Here is a 23,236-nt window from a genome sequence, read left to right as displayed (position 1 = left end):
CCTCGACCGACCCCCGGCGTTCCTCCCCTCCCCCACCGTCCGGGCGACCGGCCGTCCCGGACCCGCACACCTCCCGGAGCATCCATGAGCCGCCCCCATTCCACCCCGACTCCGGCGAACCCCGGTGAACGCCCTTCGGACCTCGCCGCGTTGCTGCGCTCCTGTGTGGACGACCCCCGGCGGGTGTCGACCGACCTTCCCCGCCGGGTCGCGGCGGCGCACGACGCGTCGCCGTATCTCTTCGCTCCGCGGGCCGTTGTCCGCGCCGCGTCGGCGGCCGAGGTGGGTGCGCTGATGGCGGGCGCCAGAGCGGCGGGGCTTCCGCTGACCCTGCGCTCCGGCGGGACGAGTCTGGCGGGACAGGCAGGCGGTGACGGGGTCCTGGTGGACGTGCGCAGCAACTGGCGCAAGGCCGAGGTGCTCGACGACGGTCACCGCGTCCGCCTGCAACCGGGATTGACGGTGCGTCAGGTCAACGCGCGGCTGGCGCGGTACGGCAGGCGACTCGGTCCCGACCCGGCCAGCGAGTCGGCCTGCACGATCGGCGGGCTGGTCGCCAACAACTCCAGCGGCATGAACTGCGGCACTCAGGACAACGCGTACCACACCATGGAGTCCCTGCAGTTCGTGCTGCCCTCGGGCACGGTGATCGACTCCGGCGCACCGGACGCCGACGAACGGCTGCGTGCCAAGGAACCCGAACTCCACGCCGGCCTTCTCCGGTTGCGTGACCGGGTCCGGACCTCACCGCGGGCCCGCGCCACCGTCGAGCGGCTCTTCGCGATGAAGAACACCATGGGCTACGGGCTCAACTCCTTTCTGGACCACACCACTCCGGCCGATCTGCTGGCCCACCTGATGATCGGCAGCGAGGGCACGCTGGGCTTCGTCTCAGAGGCCGTCTTCCGTACGGTCCCGGTCCTTCCCCACGCCGCCACCGGCCTGCTGATCCTCCCGGGACTCGCCGAGGCCACCGACGCACTGCCCGCGCTGCTCGCGGCGGGCGCCCGTACGGCGGAGCTCCTCGACGCCTCATCGCTGCGGGTGGCCCAGCTCGACCCCGGCTCCGGCTCGGCACTGCGCGGCCTGCGGGTCGAGCACCACGCGGCGCTGCTGGTCGAGTTCGCCGAGGACACCCCGGAGCGGCTGGAGGAGGTGGCAGCCGCGGCCCGTCCGGTGCTGGAGCGCCTGCCCGCGGTGACCGGCACCGCCCTGACCCGCGACCCGAAGGAACGGGCCCGGCTGTGGCATCTGCGCAAGGGCCTCTACACCGCGGTCGCCGGCGCCCGCCGGCCCGGCACCACCGCCCTGTTGGAGGACATCGCGGTCCCGATGGACCGGCTGACCCGCACCTGCGAGGGCCTCATCGGACTGTTCGACCGGCACGGTTACGAGGACGCTGTGATCTTCGGGCACGCCCGGGACGGCAACGTGCACTTCATGCTGACCCAGGACTTCGACTCGCAGGCGGAGACCGACCGGTACGCGCGGTTCACCGACGACATGGTCGATCTGGTGCTGGCCGCCGAGGGCACGCTGAAAGCGGAGCACGGCACCGGACGTGCCATGGCGCCGTTCGTCCGCCGCCAGTACGGCGACGAACTGTACGACGTCATGCGGGAATTGAAGCGGTTGTGCGATCCGGCGGGCGTGCTCAACCCCGGTGTGCTGCTGGACGACGACCCGGGCGCGCATCTGCGCCGGCTCAAGAGCGTGCCCGCGGTCGACCCGGCGCTGGACGCCTGCGTCGAGTGCGGCTACTGCGAGCCGGTCTGTCCGACCGCGGACGTCACCACCACACCCCGTCAGCGCATCGCCCTCCAGCGGGAGATCGCGCTGGCCGCGGCGGCGGGTGACGACGAACGACGCCGGGAACTGGAGGACGACTACGCCTACGCCGCCGTGGACAGCTGCGCCGCCGACAGCCTCTGCGTGACCGCCTGCCCGGTGACCATCGACACCGGGGCGGTGATGAAGCGGCTGCGCGGCGAGCGCCACAGCCCCCTCGCGCAGCACGCCGGACGCGCCGCGGCCCGCCACTGGGCCACGGCCGTCAAGGGCGTACGGATCGGCCTCGGCGCCGCCCACGCGGTGCCCGCCCCCCTGACCGGCGCGGCCACCAGGATGATGCGGCGGCTCGGCGCCACCGACCTCGTACCGGCCTGGAGCCCGGACATCCCCCGTGGTGGCGAGCCCCGTCCGGCGGCCCGGCACGTGCCTGCGGCGCGGGCGGTCTTCTTCGCGGCGTGCATCGGCAGCGTCTTCGCCTCCGAGGAGGGCGGCGGCTCCGGCCGTGGCGACGCCGGCGGACGGGCGAGCGGCTCCGCGGGTGCGTTCCTCAGTCTGTGCGAGCGAGCCGGAGTCGCCGTCGACGTCCCCGAACTGGCGGGGTTGTGCTGCGGCACGCCCTGGCAGTCCAAGGGCTACACCGAGGGCCACCGGGCGATGGCCGCCCGGACGCTCGACGCCTTGTGGACGGCCAGCGACCACGGACGGCTGCCGGTCGTCTGCGACGCCTCCTCCTGCACCCACGGCCTGGGCGAGCTCGCCGCGACGCTGCCCGAGGCCGGACGTGACCGGTACAACGGACTGCGCTTCGTGGACAGCGTGACCTTCACCGCCGAGACGCTGCTGCCGCTGCTGCCCCGGGCGCCACGGCTCGACTCCCTCGCCCTGCACCCGACCTGTTCGACCGTGCACCTGGACATCACCGGTGACCTGCGCACCGTCGCGGAGGCGGTGGCCGGCACCGTGACGGTCCCCGACTCCTGGGGCTGCTGCGCCTTCGCGGGTGACCGCGGGCTGCTCCACCCCGAGGTGACCGCCGGCGCGACGGCCGCCCAGGCCGCCGAGGTCAACGAGCGCGAGCACGACGGGTACGCCTCGTGCAACCGCACCTGCGAGATGGGCATGACCCGCGCCACCGGCCGCCCGTACCGCCACGTCCTGGAACTCCTGGCCGACGCCCTCGACGCCCTCGACGCGTCCGAGGCGGCCGCCGGCTGAGCCCGCGGCCCTCGCCCGGCGCGCCCGTCCCAGGCCCGTCGGGCAGTCCCGCCACGTGATCCGACCGACCTGCCCCCAGGGTGTGTTGCGAAAAGTCGCGTCGTCCGCCCGGAGGGCGGGCCTCGCGGCGTCCGGTGCGTGCTCTCGGCGTGCCGGGCGAAAGCCCGCCTACGGGACGTACCCGGGTTTTCGCCCGGTGCGGCGAAGGAGACACCTCCCACGCCCTCGAGGCAGTGCGGGAACGTGCCGGGCGTCGCGAGGCAGGCGGGACTTTCGCAACACGCCCTAGCGCAGGGCGTCCGCCGCCGTGTGGAACGCGCGCCGGACGGCCACGATGCCGTCGCCCTCCCGTGACGGGTGCACCCGGTTCGTCAGCAGCACGGCGTAGCGGCCGGCCGCGGGGTCGACCCAGATACTCGTGCCGGTGAAGCCGGTGTGGCCGAACGACTCGGGGCCGCACGACGGCCCCACGGGTGATCCGACCGGGTCCTGCCCCTGCCAGGCGAGGCCGCGCCGCAGTGCGTGGGCGTCCGTGTGGGCGGCCGTCATCAGGGCGAAGGTCTCCGGGCGCAGGAGCTCGGACGCCCCACCCGCCAGGGAGCGTCCGAGTCGTTCCATGTCGGCGAGTGGCGCGAACAGCCCGGCGTGCCCGGCGATTCCGCCCAGGACCACGGCGTTCTCGTCGTGCACCTCGCCCGCCACCACCTGTCCCCGCCACGGGCAGTCCTCGGTGGCCACGGCCCTCGCCCGCAGGGCGATGTCCGGGGTGAAACCGGTCTCCTCCATGCCGAGTGGTGCGCACACCAGCCGGTCCACCAGTTCGTCCAGCGGCGCCGCGGCCGCGCTCTCGGCGATCAGTCCGAGCAGGATGAAGCCCTGCGAGGAGTATTCGACCCGGGAACCGGGCGCCGATCGCAGCGGCAGCAGGCGCAGTGCTTCCAACAGCCCGCCGCGGGTGGGGTGTTCGCGGTAGAGCGGCACCTTACCCGGCAGGCCCGAGGTGTGGGTGAGCAACTGCGCGACGGTCAGGTCCGCCTTGTCACCGCCCCGGTAGTCCGGCAGGTAGGTGCCGACGGCGCCGGTGAGATCCAGTGCGCCGCGCTCGACAAGGGCCATCACGGCCAGTCCGACGATCGGTTTCGTCACCGACGCCAGGTCCCACGTCTCGTCACCTTCGAGCGGTGGGCCGTCCCAGGCGCGGGTGCCGGTCCAGCCCCGGTCCGGTGGGCCGGCCGCGGCGCCCACGGACCAGGCGGCGCCGGAGTACACCCGGAGGGCTCGCCCCGAGACCAGGATGTCTTCGAGCGCGCTCACGCGAGTCCCCCGTCCTCGGAGTCCACGACCCGGAACACGGGTGGGGTGCCGCCGAGGCCGGCCGACACGGTGCGGGCGGCCGCGCGCACCATCGGGCCGAACATCTCCACGCTCTGCTCGTCCAGTGTGAAGGTGAGTCCCGAGATGCCGATGGCGCCCACGACCCGTCCCTCGCCGTCGACCACGGGCGCCGCCACCGACCGTACGTCGAGCTCTTCGTACTCGTCGTCCACGGCGTAACCGACCCCGGCCGCCTCCCGCAGCAAGGCGCGGATCGCCGCCGGATCGGTGGGGGTGTGCGGTGTGCGGGCGGCGAGCGGACCCGCCTCCAGCAGGGCGTCCGCCTCGGAGGCCGGCAGGACGGAGAGCATCGCCAGCCCCATCCCGCTGCTGTGGAGCGGAGCGCGGCTACCGGGTCGGGCGTACATCCGGTACTCCCTGACCGGCTCGGACTGTGCCAGCAGCACCGTGTCATCGGCGTGGCGCACGGCGTACTGCGCGAGCAGGCCGGTCCGCCGCCGCAGATCGGCCAGCACGGGGCGGGCGAGTGCAAGATCCCGGCTGTCGTGCAGGGCCGCGGCGGCCAGGCCCAGCAACCGGGGGCCCGCGCGGTAGCTGCCACCCTCCGCCGGCTGCGCGAAGCCGTACTCGGCGAGGGTCCGCAGATGGCGGTGGACCGTCGGCTTGGTGAGCCCCGTGCGCCGCGCGATCTCCCCCAGCCGGTGCGGGCCGCCTGCCTCGACGAGTGCTTCGAGCACCTCCATCGCCTTGTCGACGGGGCCCTTCGCGGGCTCTGGCTCGCTGGCACGGGTGTTGACCGCTTTCGACATGTCGCTTAGCTTAACGCAACCGCATTCCATCTGACGGAACGGATGTGTTGCTCAATGGAACGTATACGTCAGGAGCGGGCCCTGAACCGCAGCCGCCCGCGCCGCGACGTCCTGCGCCTGGCCGGTCTGGTCCTGCCGGCTCTCACCGCGCCCCCGTTGCTGGCGGGATGCGGAGCCGATCCCGCGAGCGGCGCGGGCAACGTCCTGCGGGTGTCGCAGCCCGGGGACCCCGTGACCATGGACCCGCAGAAGCAGGGCGACATGGTGTCGATGAACGCCCTGATCAACATGTTCGACACCCTGACCACCCGGGGCCGCGACAACAAGCTGCACCCACGGCTCGCGCTGTCCTGGACCGCACGCGACGAGCGCACCTGGCGCTTCACCCTGCGCCCCGGCGTGAGGTTCCACAACGGCGAGGTCTGCGATGCCGCGGCGGTGAAGTTCTCCATCGAGCGGCTGCTCGATCCCAGGACCAAGTCACCGATCGTCGAACTGCGTTACGTGAAGGGCGTCTCCGTCGTCGACCGGCTCACCGTGGACGTCCACACCACGCTGCACGACCCGATTCTGCCCGACAAGCTCTCCCTCTTCGGCGGGGTGGTCGTCCCGCCACGCTATCTGGCCGAGGCCGGGGACCAGGGGTTCGCCTCCCGCCCGGTCGGCACCGGGCCCTTCACCTTCGTCCGGTGGCAGCGTGACCACGAACTGCGTATGCGCGCCTACCCGGATCACTGGGCCGGCCGCCCGCATGTCGACGAACTGGTCTTCAGCCCGGCACCCAACGCCTCGTCCTCGCTGGCCGCCCTGCAGAGCGGCGAGGTCGACCTCGTGGCGGGACTCACCCCCGACGCGGCCCAGCAACTCGAGGGCTACACCGGCGTCACCCTGGACGGGTTCAGCGGGATCCGCACCTCTTACCTCTCCCTCGACACGCTGGACAAGGGACCGCTGAGCGACCGACGCGTGAGGCAGGCGCTCAACCACGCCGTCGACGTACCGCTGTTGATCAAAGCGGTACTCGGCGGCAAGGCACGCGAGGTGCCCGCGATGATCCCGCGCGGCGCCTTCGGCTTCGACCCGTCCGTCAAACCGTTCACCCGCTCGGTGCGGACGGCACGCCGACTGCTCACCGAGGCCGGCTACCCCGACGGCTTCAGCACCACGCTCACCGCCTCCAACATCGACTCCAATGTCGCCGAGGCACTGTCCGGACTCCTCGCCGAGGCGGGCGTGCGCGCACGGGTCGACCTCCTGGACCCCGGTACGTACTCCAGCCGGCTCACCTCCTCCAACCACGCGGCGCTCGGCCCGATGTATCTCGCCGCGAGCACCATCTGGACGCTGGACGGCGAGAGCATGATCCAGTCGAACGTCCGCAGCGACCGCCGGCAGAGCCGCTGGCACTCCAGGGAGGCGGACCGGCTCGTCGACATCGAGGAACTGTCCGTCGACCCGGCGGAGCGCACGAAGGCATTCTCCGACCTGCAACGGCTGATGCAGCGGGAGGCACCGTTCGTCTTCCTCTACCAGCTCGACAACATCTACGCCCGCAACCGGAGCCCCCGCTGGAAACCGGGCCCCGCAGGAGTCCTGGCCATGGCGAGCGCGGAGGTCTCCCGATGACCGAACTCTCCCTGCGACAGCCGCCGCGCGCCACCCACGACGGCGGGCCACCACGCGTCCGGGCCCGCGACCGGGACGCGGTACGGCTGCTGCGCACCGTCCTCGTCAGGCTCGGCACCGCCCTGCTGGTCCTGCTCTGCACGGCGACCGTGTCGTTCTTCCTGGTCCGGCTCTCCGGGGATCCCGTCAAACTACTGCTCCCGCCGGACGCGACCGCCCAGCAGGAAGCCGTACTGCGGGGCTCGCTGGGACTGGACCGGCCGCTGTTCACCCAGTACGCCGACTTCCTCTGGGGGCTGCCCCGCCTCGACTTCGGCAACTCCCTCTCCTACAACGAGCCGGTGCGCACCGTGCTCGCCGACCGGCTCCCCGCCACCCTCCAACTCGCCGCGGCCGCCCTGGTGGTGACCCTCGTGATCGCGATACCCGCGGGCATCTTCGCCGCGATGCGACGCGGCCGGGCCTCCGACCGGGGCGTGATGACCATGGTGCTGCTCGGGCAGTCCACCCCGCCGTTCTGGGTCGGCATCCTGTTGATCCTGGTCTTCGCCGTCGGCCTGCACGCCCTACCCGCCTCCGGCTACGGCACGTTCGCGCATCTCGTCCTGCCGGCGATCACCCTCGCGGTCTACTCCGTCGCCGTCGTCGCGCGGCTGCTGCGCTCCTCGCTGATCGACGTGCTGTCCTCCGATCACATCCGTACCGCGCGTGCCAAGGGCTTCGGACCGCTCAAGGTGGTGCTCACACACGGCCTGCGCAACGCGTCCCTGCCGGTGGTGACCGTGGTCGGTCTGGAGGTCGGCAGCCTGCTGGGCGGCGCGATCCTCACCGAACAGGTCTTCTCCTGGCCCGGCGTCGGACAGCTGACGATCGAGGCCATCTCGCACCGCGACTTCCCGCTCGTCCAGGCCACCGTGCTGCTGTTCGCCGCGACCTTCGTCGTGGTGAACCTGCTGGTCGACCTCTCCTACAACTTCCTCGACCCGAGGGTGAGGACGTCCCGATGACCGTCGCACCACCGTCCGTCGCAGCACCGACGGCCATGGCGGGACGCGGCCCCCGCGCCGCCGCCCTGCGGACCCTGCTCCGCAACAGGCTCGCCGTCGCCGCACTCGCCGTCCTCGCGATCATGCTGGTCTTCGCGCTCTTCGCACCGCTGATCACACCGTACGACCCCAACGCCCAGGATCTGCTCCTGCGGTTGGAGCCACCCGCCTGGCAGTCCGGCGGCAGCGGCGCCCACCCGCTCGGTACCGACCAGCTCGGCCGCGACCTGCTCTCCCGCGTCGTCTACGGCACTCGTGTCTCTCTCCTGGTCGGTGCGGGCGCCGCGTTGCTCGCCGGAGTGATCGGCACCACGGTCGGCCTCGTCTCCGGCTACTTCGGCGGCTGGCCCGACCGGATCCTCATGCGACTCGCCGATGTCCAACTCGCCTTCCCCGCCATCTTGTTGGCTCTGGCCATCGTGGGCTTCCTCGGTTCCGGACTCTGGTACGTGATCCTCGTCCTCGGCTTCACCGGCTGGGTGTCCTACGCCCGCGTGGTGCGCTCCGAGGTGATGTCGTTGCGCTCACGTGACTTCGTCACCGAGGCACGGGCCATCGGTGTCACCGACAGCGTGATCATGCGGCGCCATCTGCTGCCCAACGTCATGGCTCCGCTCGCCACGATCGCCACCCTGCACGTCGCCGCCGCCATCGTGGCCGAGGCGTCCCTGAGCTACCTCGGACTCGGTGTGCCCAGGGAAACGGTCACCTGGGGGTCGATGCTCGCCGACGGCCAGCTCTACCTCGGCACCTCCTGGTGGGTCGCGGTGTTCCCCGGCATCGCCTTGATGATCACCTCACTGGCCGTCAACATCACCGGCGACGCCCTGCGCGACGTCGCGGACCCGAAGGCGTACCGCCGATGACAACCGACCGCGTCACACCCGCCCGCACCACACCCACCCCGACCACACCCGTCCTCGAAATCGACGACCTGAGCGTCGACTTCCGGCTTGACGCCTCCACCGTGCACGCCGTCCAGGGCGTCAGCCTCCAGGTCGCCGCCGGCGAGACGCTCGCCGTCGTGGGTGAGTCCGGCAGCGGCAAGACGGCCACCGCGCTGTCCGTGCTGCGCCTCAACCCCGCACCACCGTGCGTCTACACGGGCGGTGAGATCCGCTTCGAGGGCCGCGACCTGCTCGCCGTGAGCGAGAAGGAACTGTGCGCGATCCGCGGCCACGACATCGCCATGATCTTCCAGGACCCGATGACCAGCCTCGACCCTCTCCAGCGGGTCGGCCCCCAGGTCGCCGAGGTGCTGCGACACCATCGCGGTGCCTCCCGCGCCGAGGCAGCGGCGGCGGCGCTCTCCGCACTGGACGAGGTCGGCATCCCTGACCCCGAACGCCGCTACCGGCAGTACCCGCACGAACTCTCGGGCGGACTTCGCCAGCGCGTGATGATCGCGACGGCACTGGTGGGGCGGCCCCGCGTCCTCATCGCCGACGAGCCGACCACCGCGCTCGACGTCACCGTGCAACGCCAGATCCTGGATCTGCTCGTCGCACTCCAGAAGCGGCACGGCATGGCCGTCGTACTGATCACCCACGACCTCGGAGTGGTCGCCGAGACGGCCGACCGGGTCGTGGTCATGAACGCGGGCCGGGTCGTGGAGAGCGGTGACGTCATGGACGTCTTCGACCGGCCCGCCGAGGACTACACGCGTCGGCTCCTGGACGCGACCCCACGATTGGAGTCGGCATGACGTTGCTCGAACTCGAGCACCTGCGCAAGGAGTTCGGCGGCAATCCCCCGCATGTGGCCGTCGACGACGTGTCCCTGACCGTTACCGAGGGGCAGACCCTGGCCCTGGTCGGAGAATCAGGGTGCGGCAAGACCACCCTGACCCGGCTGCTCCTGCGGCTGCTGGAGCCCACCGCCGGGAGGGTGCGGTTCGACGGACAGGATCTCGGGGCCCTCTCGCCGGCCCGGCTTCGCTCCGTGCGGCGTCAGATGCAGGTCGTGCTGCAGGACCCGTACTCCAGCATGAACCCGCGCATGCGGATCACCGACATCGTCGCCGAGCCGCTGGTCACCCATGACCCTCGGGCCCGTGGCCGGCGCGGCAGGGCCCGCACCCGCGAACGCGTCGGCGAGCTGCTCGAGTCGGTGGGTCTGCCGGCCGGGATCCAGGACCGCTACCCGCACGAGTTCTCCGGCGGCCAGCGCCAGCGCGTCTCCATCGCCCGCGCCCTCGCCCTCGAACCCCGCCTCGTCGTGCTCGACGAACCCACCAGCGCCCTCGACGTCTCCGTCCAGGCACAGGTTCTCGACCTGCTGGTGGAGCTGCAACAGCGCCTCGGGCTGACCTACGTCCTCGTCTCGCACAACCTCGCCGTCGTCCGGCAGGTGGCCGACCGGGTCGCCGTCATGCGGCACGGCCGACTGGTGGAGGTGGGCGACGCCGCCGACGTCTTCCGCGATCCGCGGCACCCGTACACCCGGCAGTTGCTGGACGCCGTTCCCCTGCCCGACCCGCGCCGCGCACGCCGCGCCCGTACGGAGGCGGTCTAGAGGTGGGACAGCACCAGACCGGCGCCGCCCAGCAGGGCGACGTCGTCCACGGCCGCCCCGCTCACCGACACCTGCGGCAACTCGGCCCCCGCCGAAGCGACATCGGAGCGCAGCCGCTCCTCGATGAGGGTGCGGAACCGTTCACCGCCCTCGCGTGCCTCACCGTGCAGGACGAACAACCCGGGCGCGAACAACTGCTGGATGTTGACCAGGCCCAGGGCCACGTTCTCGGCGTACTCCGCGACCGTCCGGCGTGCCGCTTCGTCGTCGCGCTCCACCAGCGCGGCGAGCGAGACGCCGTCGCCGAGTCCCGCGGCACACGCGCGGGCCCGCAGCCAACGGGTGGTGGCCACCGTCTTCCAGCATCCACGGCCGCCGCAGGTGCACGCGTCGCCACTGGCCGCCACCGTCATATGGGCGCCGCTGCGGCCCCCGGCCGGCGCGAGAACCTCACCGTCGTACAGGATGCCGACCCCCAGCACCTCACCGGTCGACACCGACGCGAACGTCCGGCGCCCGCGCCCGGCCCCGAACCAGCGGTCGCCGAGCACCTGCAGCCTGGCCCGGTGTTCGACGCGCACCGGCACGCCTGTCAGCGCGCCGAGCCGCGCGGTCACGGGATAACCGTGCAGCGCCGGAACGTCGTTGACCTCGTTGATCAGGCCGGCGCCGGGGTCGACGAGCCCGGCGGCCGCCACACCCACCCCGACCAGGTCGTGTCCTTCGAAGACTCCGGCGGCCAGCGCGAGCGCCGCGTCGATGTCGGCGGGCCGAGCCGTCGCCGCGTCGTACGACGCCTCGGCCCGCCGCACCACCGCGCCGGACATGCTCAGCACGGCCGCCCTGACCCGTCCGGGCACCAGTTCCACCCCACCGAGCATCCGTGGCGAGCGGGGCGCGACCGGCCCCGGCGCCGGCTCGGGAACCAACCGCAACGGAAAACGTTCATGGACCATGCGCCGACTCTGCCACGGCGGGGTTTCAGGGAGATAGCGCTGTGAGAGATCTGACCGAGCTGACCTGGCACGAAGTACGCGAAGCAGGCACACGTGCGATCGCGCTGCTGCCCATCGGATCGCAGGAACAGCACGCCGCCCACCTGCCCATGGGCACCGACACCCTCCTCGCCGAGGCCGTACTCGACCGCGCGGCCGCGCTGCTCGCCGAGGACCCGGCCGGATCCGAGCTGATCCGGCTGCCCGCCCTGCCCTTCGGACACAGCCCGCACCACCTGTTCGCGGCCGCCGTCTCACTGTCCGCCGCGACGCTGGGCGCCGTGCTCGACGACGTCCTCGACTCCCTGGTCACCAGCGGATACCGACGGATCATGGTCGTCAACGGACACGGCGGCAACGACGAGATCATGCGGCTCGCCGTGAAGCGCTTCGCGCTGCGCGCCGACGTCACCGTCGCCGCCTGCTCGTACTGGACGATCACAGCAGGGGACGGCGGAGCCGACGGCGGCAGGCCCGAGGTCATCCCGGGACACGCCGGCTGGTTCGAGACCTCCCTGATGCTCGCGGCCCACCCCGGCCTCGTCCGCACCCCGGTCGCACCCCGGGCCCCGGTCGAGCCCCCACCCCTCTTCGACAACCCGCCGTATCCCGGCCTGACCGTGGAACGCCACGGCGAGTGGGCACGGGTCGGCGGATCGACGGACGACGCTTCCGGCGCCGACGCCACGTCGGGGCACCGCCTACTGGACGACAGGGCCCGGGGTCTCGCTCTGGCGATCCGTGCCTTCGACACCGCCACCATCCGAACAGAGGAGAAGAATGAAGATCACTGACGTCGACGTATGGGTGGTCAATCTGCCCCTGGTCAATCCGTTCACCAGCTCGTTCGAGACCAAGACCGGGGAGACCCGCACGGTCGTGCGCATCCGTACCGACGACGGTGTCGAGGGCTGGGGCGAGACGATGTGGGGCCGGCCCGTCGCGGCGATCGTCCGGGCTATCGCCGACGATCTCATCGGGACCAGCCCGTTCGCCCTGGAGAGCTTCCACCGCAAGCAGCACATGGTGCCCTTCTTCCACGGCTACCTCGGATACGCCGCCATCGCCGCGCTCGACGTGGCCTGTTGGGACGCCATGGGCAAGGCGACCGGACGGTCCGTCACCGACCTGCTGGGCGGACCCGTCCGGGACGAGGTCCCCATCACCGCCCTGGTGACCCGCGCCGACGCTCCCGGCGCGAGTGCCGACGCGCTTCCCGGACAACTCGCCGACCACGCGGCGCGGGTCGTCGGCGAAGGCGGGTTCGGCGCCGTCAAACTCAAGGGCAGCAGCGACGTGGCGGGCGATGTCGCCGTCATGCGGGCGCTGCGCTCCGCGCTGCCCGGGGTGAACCTTCGGGTGGACCCCAACGCGGCCTGGTCCGTGCCCGATTCGATACGCGCCGGTATCGCCCTCGAGGAGCTGGACCTCGAATACCTGGAGGACCCCTGTGTCGGTATCGACGGCATGAGCCAGGTGCGGGCGAAGGTGCGCATACCGCTGTGCACCAACATGTGTGTCGTACGGTTCGAGGACTTCGCCCCCGCCATGCGGCTGAACGCGGTCGACGTCATCCACGGTGACGTCTACAAGTGGGGCGGCATCGCCGCGACCAAGGCACTCGCGGCCCACTGCGAGACGTTCGGGCTCGGCATGAACCTGCACAGCGGCGGTGAGTTGGGCATCGCGACGGCCGCGCATCTCGCCGTCGTCGCCAGCACGCCCGTGCTCTCCCGCGCGATCGACAGCATGTACTACCTGCACGCCGACGACATCATCGAACCCCTGCATCTCGAGGGGGGCCGCCTGCGGGTGCCGACAGGACCCGGTCTGGGGGTGAGCGTGGACGAGGAGAAACTGCGCCACTTCGCCGGGGTCAACGAGCGGGAAGGCGATCTGACCGGATGAGGAAGGAAGCGGTACGCACGGGCGCCGCGCCCCGGCCGGCCGGGGCGTACAGCCAGGGCGTGGTCGCCGGCGGTTTCCTGTACACCGCGGGCTTCGGTCCCCAGGACCCGCGGACCGGGCGGGCGCCCGAGGGTGTGGCGGACCAGACCCGGCAGGTGCTCGGGAACGTCAGGGCGGTTCTGGCCGAACGGGGGCTGAGCCTGCATGACGTCGTCAAGGTGACGGTGCATCTGCAGGAACTGCGGCGTGACTTCGCCGAGTTCGACGCCGCCTACCGGCCGTTCTTCACCGAGCCTTACCCGGTCCGTACGACGGTCGGCTCCGACCTGATGAACATTCTCGTGGAGATCGACGTGGTCGCCGTCCTGCCTGACTGACGGGCCCGCAAGGCGGGGTACGGCGTGGGGACGGGTGGCCGGGACCGCATGAGGGCCCGGCCACCCGTGGACGGCGCGTCGGACAGGCCGCGGACCCGGGCCGCCCGTCGCCGCCACGGACCGACTCCGGCGGCTCGCCGACCTCGTGGGGCGCGGCCTTCGCCGTCCGGCCGCCGAGTGTCCCGCCGCCGCACGGCCCGAGTCCTGGCACGGTCGGTCGCCGAGGCTCGTCGAAGCCGTGGCGTCAGCGGACGCGGGCCACCGCGCTGTAGATACCGCTGCCCTCCGCGACGGGCGCCGGGTCCGTCCTGAACCACTCCGTCGCCGTGACCAGTCCGGGATCGACCAGATCGAGGTCGTCGAAGAACCGGGCGACCTCCGCGCGGGTGCGGAAGCCGAGGCGGATGCCGCCCTTGGCGTACTCGGCGGTCACCATCTCCGCCAGTTCCGGGTACAGGTCGGACGATGCGTGCGACATCACCAGGTAGCTGCCGGGCGGCAGGGTGGCGACCAGGTCGCGGACGATGCCGTGGGCGTCCTGCTCGTCGGGGACGAAGTGCATCAGGGCGATCAACGACAACGCGATCGGGCGCTCGAAGTCCAGTACGGCGCGGGCACGTTCGAGGATCGCCGCCGGCTGGCGCACATCGGCCTGGATGTAGTCCGTGGCCCCTTGGGGACCACTGGTCAGCAGTGCCTGCGCGTGTCGCAGCACGATCGGGTCGTTGTCGGTGTAGACGATCTTCGCCGTAGGCGTGATCCCCTGGACTATCTGGTGCAGATTCGGCTCGGTGGGTATGCCGGTGCCGATGTCGAGGAACTGGTCGACGCCCTGCGTGGCGAGCCACGCTGCGGCGCGCTGCATGAACTGCCGGTTCTGCCTGGCGGCGTCGCGTGCCTCGGGCGGCAGCTTCTTGCCCACGGCCTCGTCGACGGGGTAGTTGTCCTTACCGCCGAGAAGCCAGTCGTAGACGCGCGCGGGATGCGCGTTGGCGGTGTCGATCTGCGGTGGCTGGGGGGTGTCGGTCGTCATGACGGGCTCCGGCGCGCGAGGGGATCATGGGTATTCCGCAGCATCGTACTCGGAGCCTGGCATCACCCCTTTTCCTGACCGGAGTTGGCGTCACGGTGGGCGCGCGGCGGTCTCGGGGAGCGAGTCCGTCGGGCGGCGGGAGAGCCACGAGGCGCCGTCCTCCGACGGGGATGTCGGAGGGCGGCGCCTCGAGGTGGAACGGGTTCGCGGGTGGGATCCGCGGTGCCACGGCGTCTACTTGGGATCCCGGTCGAACTGCGCCTTCGACCAGCGGTGGCCGAGGACGCTCAGGCCCAGGCACCAGGCGAGGGCGATCCACCAGTTGTTGCCGATCCCCGTGCCGAGGAGGAGTCCGCGGAGCGTTTCGATGGCGGGGGTGAAGGGCTGGTACTCGGCGATGGGCTGGAACCAGCCGGGCATGGAGTCCAGGGGGACGAAGGCGCTGGAGATGAGGGGCAGGAGGATCAGCGGCATGGCGTTGTTGCTGGCCGCTTCGGCGTTGGGGCTTCCCATGCCCATGCCGACCGCGATCCAGGTGAACGCCAGCGCGAAGAGCACCAGCAACCCGAACGCCGCCAGCCATTCCACCACGGTGGCATCGGTGGAGCGGAAGCCCATGGCGACGCCGACGGCGCCGACGAGGACGACGCTGATGATCGCCCGCAGCACGCTGCCGACGACGTGTCCGAACAGCACGGACCCGCGGTGGATGGCCATCGTGCGGAAGCGGGCGATGATGCCCTCGTTCATGTCGGTGGCCACGGACACGGCGGTGCCGACCACCGTGGACCCGATCGTCATCAGCAGGATGCCCGGCACGATGTAGGCGATATAGGCGGAGCGGCCCGCGCCGCCGCTCATGGTGCCGCCGAAGATGTAGACGAAGAGCAGCAGCAGCATGACGGGGGTGAGCAGCAGGTTGAGGGTGAGGGAGGGGTAGCGGCGGGCGTGGAGCAGGTTGCGGCGCAGCATCGTCGACGAGTCGCGCACGGCGAGGGAGAGAGAAGAGCTCATCGCAGGGCCTCCTTGGCCTGGGCCGGCTGGTTGGGCTGGTTGGGCTGGTTGGGCACCGTGGTGGTGCCGGTCAGGGCGAAGAAGACGTCGTCGAGGTCGGGGGTGTGCACGGTCAGCTCGTCGGCCTCGATGCCGGTGGAGTCGAGCCGGTCGAGCAGGGAGCGCAGTGCGCGCTGGGTCCCGTCGCTGGGGATCTGCAGGGCGAGGGCTTCGTCGTCGCGGGACGCCTCGCGCAGTGCGAGGGCGGCGGTCCGGTAGGCGGCCGGGTCGGTGAAGCGGAGCCGGACGTGTCCGCCGGGGATCAGCCGCTTGAGCTCCTCGGCCGTACCCTCCGCGGCGGTCTTCCCCTCGTGGAGCACCGCGATGCGGTCGGCGAGCTCGTCGGCCTCCTCCAGGTACTGGGTGGTGAGGAAGACCGTGGTACCGCCCGTGACGAGTTCGCGGATGATCTGCCACATGGTGTGCCGCGAGCGCGGGTCGAGTCCGGTGGTCGGCTCGTCGAGGAAGATGATGCGCGGGCCGCCGACCAGGGTCATCGCGATGTCCAGGCGGCGCTTCATGCCGCCGGAGTAGGTGGAGGCAGGCTTCTTCGCCGCCTCCACGAGGTCGAAGCGCTCCAGGAGTTCGGCGGCGGTGCGCCGGCCCTCGGCCCTGGACAGGTGGTGCAGGTCCGCCATGAGGAGCATGTTCTCCTCGCCGGTGATCAGGCCGTCGACGGCGGAGAACTGGCCGGTGACACCGATGACGGCGCGTGCGGCCTGCGCCCGGGAGGCGAGGTCGTGGCCGCCGACGCGGATCTGGCCGGAGCCGGCGTCGGGGCTGATGAGCGTGGACAGGATCTTGACGGCGGTGGTCTTGCCGGCACCGTTGGGGCCGAGCAGGGCGAAGACGCTTCCTTCGGGGACCGTCAGGTCGACGCCGTCGAGCACGACCTTGTCACCGTAGGACTTGCGCAACCCGTACGCCGCGATGGCCAGGTCAGTCATGAAAGGGACTCCTTCGGAAGGTGTGAGCGGTGATCTGCCATGGGTCAGATGCTGCGAGCGGTGATGTCGCCCTGCGCGGTGGTCGCCCGGATGGTCAGACCCGGGGTGCCGTCGGCGTTCCGCAGCGCGTTGTTGATCCGGCCGTAACCCGTCCCGGCGTCCAGGGAGGCGGAGACGCCGCGGGCGGCGCCGACCGTGATGTCGCCCGACTCGGTGCGCAGTGTGACGGTGCCGCGTGTGGCTTCGGCGATGGTCAGGTCACCCTTCTGAGTGCTGATCTCCGCGGGGCCGCCGAGACGGCCGACGGAGATGTCGCCGGCCATGAGGGTGAGGCGGGCCCCGGCGGTCTCGTCGAGTTTGACCGTGCCCTGGGCCCCCTCGAAGGCGACGTCGCCCAGGCGTCCCACGCCCCGGAACTCGCCGGCGGCCGCCTTCACCTCGACGCGGGACCCGACGGGAAGCTGGACGGTCACCTCGACGGAACCGGAGTTGCCCAGGATCCGGTTCTTCGCCTCCGGCGCCTCGATGCGCAGGACGCCGTCGTCGTAGGCGACCTGGATCTGGTCCGCGGCCTTCACGTCGCGGCTCTTCGAGGGGTTGGCGGGCAGGACCTCGACGGTGGTGTCGGAGCGGTCGGCGGCGATGAACTGGATGCGTCCCGCGGGGATGTCGAGGACGGCCGAGACGGGGGCGGGGGTGTCGAACTTCTGCATCGTGCTCTCCTTCTCCTGCATCGCGCGCCCTTGCGGCCCGCGTTTTCCGATGAAGGAAACGCTACGTTGCATTCATGGATTCGACAACATCCTTGTTGCGCGAAATGGCCTTAGCCGCAGGTAGATGCGTGAAGTTCGTTGCAACGGTCCTGCAAGGAACGCAACGTCTCACGCGCAGTTCATTGCAATGGATTGACAGTGAACGCTAAGCCGGGACATCGCGGACGCGGCACACCCCACTCCCCGACGGGCACACCTCGGTCCGGCGTGTCCGGCTCCGTCAGAGCGACCTGCTCGCGTCGACACCCTCGACTCCAAGGACGTTCAGAAGGGCCAGCGCCTCGGCGCCATGGGACCCGGGCGGTGCGGTGTACAGCACGAGGTACTGGTCGCTGTCGGGCAGCGTGAGCGAGTCGCAGTCGACGGTGAGTTCACCGACGACCGGGTGGCGGAAGGTCTTCGTGAGCATCGGCGCGGCCTGCACGTCGTGCCGGTCCCAGAGCCGGGCGAACTCGGGGCTGGCGCCGCGCAGTTCGTCGACGAGATCGGTTACCGCGGGGTCGGACGGGTACCGGGCGAGGGCGAGCCGGAGCCGCATGACGACGTGATGCCGGAACTCCGCGGCGTCGGAGACCCCGTACAGCGTCGCACCGGAGCGGGCCGCCCCCAGGAATGCCCGGCGTGCGAGGTTGCGGTCCTTCGGGGCGAGCGCGGCGAAGTCCTCCATGAGCGCGGCCGCGAGGTCGTTCCACGCGAGCACCTCGAACACGGCGGATGTCACGAAAGCGGCCGTCTGCGGCAGCCGTTCGAGGAGCGCGAGGATGCTCGGGCGGACGTCGCGCCGGTGCCGTCCGCCACGGCGCGGGGCGGTGCCCGCGAGCACGTGCAGGTGGTCGGACTCGGTGTCCGTGAGCCGCAGCGCGCCCGCTATCCCGGCGAGGACCTCACCCGACGGCCGCGGCGCCCTGCCCTGCTCGAGCCGGACGTAGTACTCCGTGGAGATGTGCGCGAGAACGGCGACCTCCTCGCGGCGAAGACCCGGTGTGCGGCGTCGCGAGCCGGAAGGGAGGCCGACGTCCTCCGGCCGGAGCCGCTCGCGACGGCTACGGAGGAACGCCCCGAGCTCCTGCTTGTCCATGCCCCAAGTCTGCACGCCGCGCGGCGGCGGATCCTGGTACCGCCTGTGCCTGCATCCGGTCCGGCGGCCGGCCCGACACTGGCGCCATGACGAACGACATCGACATCGCACCCATCGGCCTGCTCACCGGCAAGGTCGTGTTCATCACCGGCGCCAGCCGCGGTATCGGGGCGGCCGCCGCCCGCCTCTTCGCACGTGAGGGCGCCGCCGTCGTCCTCGCCGCCCGCACCACCGACGCCCTCCGGCGGATCGTCGCCGAGATCCGCGCCGAGGACGGCGTCGCGGACGCCGTGACAGTGGATCTCGCCGACCGTGCGAGCATCCGCGCGGCGGTCGACCGTGTCGAGGAGCTGCACGGACGGCTCGACGGCGCGTTCAACAACGGCGCGGCGATTCAGCGGCCCGGCCCGCTCGACACGACGAGCGACGAGGATGTCGAGGAGCAGTTCGCGGTGAACTTCCGTGGGCACTGGACCGCGATGACGGCCGAGGCCGCGCTCATGCGCCGCGGCGGCGGCGGGGCGATCGTCAACACCTCGAGCATCGGCAGCCGCCGCGCGAACCCGGAGCTCCCCGCCTACGGCGCGATGAAACGCGCGCTGAACAGCCTCACCGAGACGGCCGCCGTGACGTGGGGGCGGCAGGGGGTCCGCGTGAACGGCATCACCCCCGGCGGCACCGCTACGGAGATGATCGACACGTGGGAGGCGGCGTCCCCTGGCGTCGTCGAGCGGATCAGCGCGAGCATCCCGCTCGGCCGGATGGCCGAGCCTCACGAGGTCGCCGAGGTGGCCGCGTGGCTGCTCAGCGACCGGGCCTCGATGGTGACGGGTGCGATCGTCCCGGTGGACGGCGGCGCCGGCGCCTGAAGGGCGGCCACGCTCCGCCAGGCAATTCCTGATCATTCCGCGACGGAGCCGACCTGACCGCTGCCGTACCCAGTGCCGGTCCACGCCCCGCGCGGTGACGCTCGGTAGCGACCCTCTGTCACCGGGGATGCGGACGGGGGACTCCTGCCGGTGCGCCCTCCACGGTCACGCCTTCCGCGCTGTGCGGAGGGCCCCGCCGATGCCGGAGCCGGTGCGGCTCGGTCTCCCCGTGTGGCGCGCCGTGCGCTTCGAGCGTTGAGTGGAGATGCGTTCCCGACGCTCCGGACGGGAGTTGCCGGAGCGCCGGGAACGTCCCCGCAGCGGATCGCGGGGACCCAACAGGACCAGGTCTACGACGAGGCCGGGAAGAGGCACATGGACGGCCGACCCCCATGAGCACGGATGCGCCGCGCGTGACCACGGACGCGCTGCACGTGATCACGACGCGCTGCGCGACGCTCTCGGCCGCTGCCCGCTCGTCGGATCGAACGGGGTGGCGGAGGGGTCAGCCCGCGGCGGCCGCGCGTCCGTCACCGTCACCAACCGGCCGGGCCTGCCGGTCGTACGCCGTGCGCGCCGCCTCGAGCAACCGACGCCAGGAGGTGACCGTCGGCCGGCGTCGCAGCAACGCGCGCCGTTCCCTCTCCGTCATGCCACCCCACACGCCGTGCTCGATCCTGCGATCGAGGGCATGAGCCAGGCATTCGGTCCGCACCGGGCATCCGGTACAGAGGGCCTTCGCACTGTTCTGCGTAGCGCCTTCGACGAACAGCTCCTCCGGATCGGCGGTCCGGCATACCGCATGCGCGCCCCACTTGTCGTCCGCGTCCACCCCGTCGCCGCCCTCTCCCCGATCCGGCCCGCCGTACACCACCCTATGCGTGTGGCAGTTCGGAGAACGTACGGCAATCGCACCAGGCACGGAACAGCGTTGCCCGGCGGCAATCCCTTCGAGTGAACAGCCCTTGCCAACAGCTCCCGGAAGGAATCTGACGTACCGTCAACTAGGCCCATCGGCTTCGCCCTTCGATTCTGCCCCGGCCTTGGTCTCCGGCGGGAGCCCCGGAAGCCGCTCAGCCCCCTCGGGAACCCTTCTGCCGACCGCCGTGACACTGCTCCGAAGTGGCGCCGACGCACGTGTGGAGGGAGGCTGGGTAGGGACGCGCGCGTTCGGATCACGTGCCGCGGCGCCTGGCGTGAGCCTGGCGCGGGCGTGTCCGGCCGGAGTGACGTGGGGTGTTGGTCCAAAGCGTTGAACGAGAGATCGGTGACGAGGTCGCTGATGACAGCGGATCACAAGGTTCAGGTACGGGTGCGCAGGGCGTACGAGGTGCCCGAGCGGGCGGACGGCGCGCGGGTGCTGGTGGACCGCCTCTGGCCGCGTGGGCTGGCCAAGGCGAAGGCGCACCTGGACGAGTGGTGCAAGCAGGTCGCGCCCTCCACTGAGTTGCGGCAGTGGTACCACCATGACCCGGACCTCTTCGAGGAGTTCGGGCGCCGCTATCGCGAGGAGCTGCTGGATCCGGAGCGTGCGCGGGCGTTGGCGCATTTGCGCGACCTCGCCGGGGAGCGGACCCTGACGCTTGTCACCGCGACGAAGCAACCGGAGATCAGCGAGGCCGAGGTTCTCGCCGAGCTGCTCCGGAGCTGACCGCGGCAGTGCGTGAACCGGCCGGTGCGGGATCCCGCGCCGGTGCGGACTCGGGACCAGGCACCTGTTTCCCGAGTCCTTCACCAGGACGCTCAGGCGTCGCGGACCGATGCGGGAGAGCCCTTCCGCGGGCGGGGACGGACAGTCCGGCCGCCCGCCGCGCCCGGGAGCGAACGTGCATGCTCCGAGCACGCGCGCTCCGAGCGTGGTGGGACCGGAACCGTCCCCGCCCGCGCGGGGCCGTCGGGGGTCACCTGCTGCGTCGCCTCGGAAGGACCTGGATCGTGTCGCCGACGGCGCGTTCACCCGTCGCGTCCGAGGTGACATTCACCAGTGCGCCGTTGACCGCCATCGCGGTGGAGCCGCCCCCGTCGAGGTTCAGCGCCTGTACGGCGCCGAGCGACCGCATGAAACGGGCGGCTTCCGCCAGGGTGAAACCCTCGCTCACCCCGGGCTGCCGCCCGTCCACGGTCACCAGGAGCAGCCGGCCCCGCCGGTCGATGCCGGCCAGGGTCCGCGGCTGGCGCACGTTGGACCAGGCGAAACCGAACGAGAGGTCGCGCGGGTCGAGTGTCCCCTCGGTGGCGGCGTCGATGTGCACACGGCCGTCCTCGACCAGCGTGGGAGCCGCGCTGACGATGCTGTCGTCGGGCCCGAGCCTGATCTCCCGGCCCGAGGAGTCCCGGATCACCTCGCGGAGCGACAGGCGCTTGCCGACGCGCGCGTGGCCGGTGAGCCATCCCGCCGCCCCGCCGATGCCCTGGAGGACCGCCCCGTGATCGGGCACCGCACCCCCTCGGTCGCCCACGGAGGCGACGACACCCCGCTTGTCGAGGACCACCTGGACACCCGCCCCCGTGGGGAGCGACGCGCGGAACTCGGGGGTGAACTCGACGAGGTCGTCCGCGATGGTGCAGGTGGTGTCGTGGCGTGGCTCGGCGGTGGGGACCGCGCCAGGCCGGCCGCAGTTGCGCACCTTGCCCGGAACCCGGTTGATGCCCTGTACGCCGTACTCGGCGGATCCGTCCCGCACCGTGACGGTGGTGGAGAGGTCGGCGATACGCGGCCGCCGGCCGCCGGCCCCCAGGATCAGCGCGGCGCGGGAGCCGACCGCCATCGACTCGAGCCTGCCGTGCCGCGCGGAGAGACCGGCGAGGGTGCCCTGCACACCGTCGGCGTCGGAGGTGATGAAGAAGCCGCCGTTGACCCCGATCAGCGAACCCAGGCGCGTGGCCACGGTGGAGGTGTTCTCCCGGTCGGCGACGTTGCCGCCGTCGCTCGCCCCGATCGTCCCGGCGAAGCGCGTGGGGTCCACCACGGCGACGTGGATGTTCTCACCGTCCGGGCGCTGCCGGCCGTCGTATCCGGTCCAGTCGACCGCGGTGCGGAAACCCGCCGCCACGACCGCTGTGCCGGCGGTGCCCGCCTCCGCCTGCGTGGCGTACCGCCCGACCCGGACCTGCCAACCCATCGTGCCGCGGGGGGTGTCGGAGTAGTCGTCCCAGTTCACCTGCTCCAGCCGCGGTTCGAACCCGGCGCCGCGCAGGCGCGCGGCGGTCGCGTCCGCCCACGCGCGGTCGCCGAGTGGGGCCCAAGTAGAGGCGCCGGTGAGGCGGTTGACCGCGGGGGCCTGCACGGTGACCGACCACACCGGGGCGGCGGCGGAGTCCCGCAGCGTCCCGGTCCGGACCTGGACTCCGGGGGCGACGCTCAGTGTCGACCAGGAGATCCCGTGGAGCGCGGAGGAGGCGGACGGACCGGCGTCGGCGGTCGGCGTGCTCGCGGCCGCCGACGGGGCGAGGGCGACGAACGTGAGGGCGGCGCCACACGCCACGCCGCTCCGGAGGGGCTGCTTCATCCGGCCGAATCCGCGGCGTGCTCTCTCGACTGCGTGGGACATACGTCTCCTGACGTTCGGATCGGCCTGCGGCCGGAGGTCTCCCGGTTGCCGCGTTCCACATCCCAGACCCGTGGCCGTACGGGCAGGTCACGGGCCAACGGCGGCTGGGAGAAGCCTCGATGACAACGGCTCACCGATTCCTTCCGCGGGCGGCGCGGGAAGACGTTCCGGTCCGATCCCCTCGGCGAGGTCCGACAAGCCCGCGACCAGGGCTTCCACCGCGGCGACCTCGTCCCGGGATCCTGACCCGGCGCGCCGGACGCGGCTCACCACGCGTCCGCGGGATCCGGGGGGGCGGATGACACACCGCACCGCT

21 protein-coding genes are annotated in these 23,236 nt (G+C 71.7%); 11 read left to right on the top strand and 10 right to left on the bottom strand.

The features are described from left to right. Positions 1-84 precede the first annotated feature (84 nt). On the top strand, positions 85-3,006 hold the full coding sequence (locus tag ACFVTC_RS29705) for an FAD-binding and (Fe-S)-binding domain-containing protein (RefSeq protein WP_390131566.1): 2,922 nt from the start codon (positions 85-87) through the stop codon (positions 3,004-3,006). Positions 3,007-3,291: 285 nt separating this feature from the next. Here the strand turns inward: ACFVTC_RS29705 and ACFVTC_RS29700 are convergent, their stop codons facing one another. Both ACFVTC_RS29700 and ACFVTC_RS29695 read right to left on the bottom strand, forming a co-directional pair. Beyond that, positions 3,292-4,320: a serine hydrolase domain-containing protein gene (locus ACFVTC_RS29700; RefSeq protein WP_390131565.1), complete on the bottom strand. Its 1,029-nt coding sequence runs from the start codon at positions 4,318-4,320 to the stop codon at positions 3,292-3,294. Continuing rightward, positions 4,317-5,150 (bottom strand): IclR family transcriptional regulator, encoded by an 834-nt coding sequence (locus ACFVTC_RS29695; RefSeq protein WP_390131564.1) that lies wholly within the window; start codon positions 5,148-5,150, stop codon positions 4,317-4,319. Before ACFVTC_RS29695 ends, ACFVTC_RS29700 begins: the two co-directional genes overlap by 4 nt. 54 nt (positions 5,151-5,204) lie before the next feature. Here ACFVTC_RS29695 and ACFVTC_RS29690 point away from each other — a divergent pair, with 54 nt between their 5' ends. From ACFVTC_RS29690 to ACFVTC_RS29670, 5 genes are read left to right on the top strand one after another with little or no spacing between them, the layout of a single operon-like run. Beyond that, a complete protein-coding gene (locus ACFVTC_RS29690) occupies positions 5,205-6,776 on the top strand; it encodes an ABC transporter substrate-binding protein (RefSeq protein ID WP_390131563.1) in 1,572 nt (523 codons plus the stop codon). Further along, complete coding sequence (locus ACFVTC_RS29685; RefSeq protein ID WP_390131562.1) at positions 6,773-7,783, top strand: ABC transporter permease; 1,011 nt, start codon at positions 6,773-6,775, stop codon at positions 7,781-7,783. The genes ACFVTC_RS29690 and ACFVTC_RS29685 overlap by 4 nt, the downstream gene beginning before the upstream one ends. Then, on the top strand, positions 7,780-8,688 hold the full coding sequence (locus ACFVTC_RS29680; RefSeq protein ID WP_390131561.1) for an ABC transporter permease: 909 nt from the start codon (positions 7,780-7,782) through the stop codon (positions 8,686-8,688). Before ACFVTC_RS29685 ends, ACFVTC_RS29680 begins: the two co-directional genes overlap by 4 nt. Continuing rightward, positions 8,685-9,527, top strand: coding sequence for an ATP-binding cassette domain-containing protein (locus ACFVTC_RS29675; RefSeq protein ID WP_390131560.1), 843 nt, complete (start codon positions 8,685-8,687; stop codon positions 9,525-9,527). Before ACFVTC_RS29680 ends, ACFVTC_RS29675 begins: the two co-directional genes overlap by 4 nt. Beyond that, the gene (locus tag ACFVTC_RS29670) at positions 9,524-10,336 is read left to right on the top strand and encodes an ATP-binding cassette domain-containing protein (protein WP_390131559.1); all 813 of its coding nucleotides are present in this window, start codon (positions 9,524-9,526) and stop codon (positions 10,334-10,336) included. The genes ACFVTC_RS29675 and ACFVTC_RS29670 overlap by 4 nt, the downstream gene beginning before the upstream one ends. Here ACFVTC_RS29670 and ACFVTC_RS29665 read toward each other — a convergent pair. After that, entirely contained in the window at positions 10,333-11,217 is an 885-nt protein-coding gene (locus tag ACFVTC_RS29665) for an ROK family protein (RefSeq protein ID WP_390131698.1), read from the bottom strand. The two genes, ACFVTC_RS29670 and ACFVTC_RS29665, sit on opposite strands and share 4 nt — an antisense overlap. 116 nt (positions 11,218-11,333) lie before the next feature. Here ACFVTC_RS29665 and ACFVTC_RS29660 point away from each other — a divergent pair, with 116 nt between their 5' ends. The 3 genes from ACFVTC_RS29660 to ACFVTC_RS29650 are packed head-to-tail and all read left to right on the top strand — an operon-like array spanning position 11,334 to position 13,616. Beyond that, entirely contained in the window at positions 11,334-12,125 is a 792-nt protein-coding gene (locus ACFVTC_RS29660; RefSeq protein WP_390131558.1) for a creatininase family protein, read from the top strand. Further along, entirely contained in the window at positions 12,112-13,239 is a 1,128-nt protein-coding gene (locus ACFVTC_RS29655) for a mandelate racemase/muconate lactonizing enzyme family protein (RefSeq protein ID WP_390131556.1), read from the top strand. Before ACFVTC_RS29660 ends, ACFVTC_RS29655 begins: the two co-directional genes overlap by 14 nt. Further along, positions 13,236-13,616, top strand: coding sequence for a RidA family protein (locus tag ACFVTC_RS29650; protein WP_390131555.1), 381 nt, complete (start codon positions 13,236-13,238; stop codon positions 13,614-13,616). Before ACFVTC_RS29655 ends, ACFVTC_RS29650 begins: the two co-directional genes overlap by 4 nt. 244 nt (positions 13,617-13,860) lie before the next feature. Here the strand turns inward: ACFVTC_RS29650 and ACFVTC_RS29645 are convergent, their stop codons facing one another. From ACFVTC_RS29645 to ACFVTC_RS29625, 5 genes are all read right to left on the bottom strand, one after another. Further along, positions 13,861-14,649 carry an SAM-dependent methyltransferase gene (locus tag ACFVTC_RS29645; RefSeq protein ID WP_390131554.1) on the bottom strand — a complete coding sequence of 263 codons (789 nt, stop codon included), beginning with the start codon at positions 14,647-14,649 and terminating at the stop codon, positions 13,861-13,863. A 234-nt stretch (positions 14,650-14,883) separates the two neighbouring features. Then, on the bottom strand, positions 14,884-15,663 hold the full coding sequence (locus tag ACFVTC_RS29640; protein WP_390131553.1) for an ABC transporter permease: 780 nt from the start codon (positions 15,661-15,663) through the stop codon (positions 14,884-14,886). Further along, positions 15,660-16,649, bottom strand: a complete 990-nt coding sequence (locus tag ACFVTC_RS29635) for an ATP-binding cassette domain-containing protein (RefSeq protein ID WP_390131552.1) — start codon at positions 16,647-16,649, stop codon at positions 15,660-15,662. The genes ACFVTC_RS29640 and ACFVTC_RS29635 overlap by 4 nt, the downstream gene beginning before the upstream one ends. 44 nt (positions 16,650-16,693) lie before the next feature. Next, positions 16,694-17,362, bottom strand: a complete 669-nt coding sequence (locus ACFVTC_RS29630; RefSeq protein ID WP_390131551.1) for a DUF4097 family beta strand repeat-containing protein — start codon at positions 17,360-17,362, stop codon at positions 16,694-16,696. A 280-nt stretch (positions 17,363-17,642) separates the two neighbouring features. Continuing rightward, complete coding sequence (locus ACFVTC_RS29625) at positions 17,643-18,500, bottom strand: helix-turn-helix transcriptional regulator (protein ID WP_390131550.1); 858 nt, start codon at positions 18,498-18,500, stop codon at positions 17,643-17,645. Between the two features lie 86 nt (positions 18,501-18,586). Between ACFVTC_RS29625 and ACFVTC_RS29620 the strand changes: the two genes are divergently transcribed. Continuing rightward, the gene (locus ACFVTC_RS29620; RefSeq protein WP_390131549.1) at positions 18,587-19,369 is read left to right on the top strand and encodes an SDR family NAD(P)-dependent oxidoreductase; all 783 of its coding nucleotides are present in this window, start codon (positions 18,587-18,589) and stop codon (positions 19,367-19,369) included. Between the two features lie 505 nt (positions 19,370-19,874). On the opposite strand, the gene ACFVTC_RS29615 is transcribed toward ACFVTC_RS29620, so the two are convergent. Next, positions 19,875-20,243, bottom strand: a complete 369-nt coding sequence (locus ACFVTC_RS29615) for a WhiB family transcriptional regulator (RefSeq protein ID WP_390131548.1) — start codon at positions 20,241-20,243, stop codon at positions 19,875-19,877. Positions 20,244-20,651: 408 nt separating this feature from the next. Here ACFVTC_RS29615 and ACFVTC_RS29610 point away from each other — a divergent pair, with 408 nt between their 5' ends. Then, entirely contained in the window at positions 20,652-21,020 is a 369-nt protein-coding gene (locus ACFVTC_RS29610; RefSeq protein WP_381241516.1) for a DUF488 domain-containing protein, read from the top strand. A gap of 250 nt (positions 21,021-21,270) precedes the next feature. Here the strand turns inward: ACFVTC_RS29610 and ACFVTC_RS29605 are convergent, their stop codons facing one another. Next, the gene (locus ACFVTC_RS29605; RefSeq protein ID WP_390131547.1) at positions 21,271-22,878 is read right to left on the bottom strand and encodes a phosphodiester glycosidase family protein; all 1,608 of its coding nucleotides are present in this window, start codon (positions 22,876-22,878) and stop codon (positions 21,271-21,273) included. Between the last annotated feature and the right edge of the window lie 358 nt (positions 22,879-23,236).

It is taken from the genome of Streptomyces sp. NPDC057950, from assembly GCF_042887295.1.
Taxonomy (GTDB): Bacteria; Actinomycetota; Actinomycetes; order Streptomycetales; family Streptomycetaceae; genus Streptomyces; species Streptomyces kaempferi.
The sequence above is the reverse complement of the archived record's forward strand: the minus strand, read 5'-3'. Positions and strand labels throughout refer to the sequence as shown.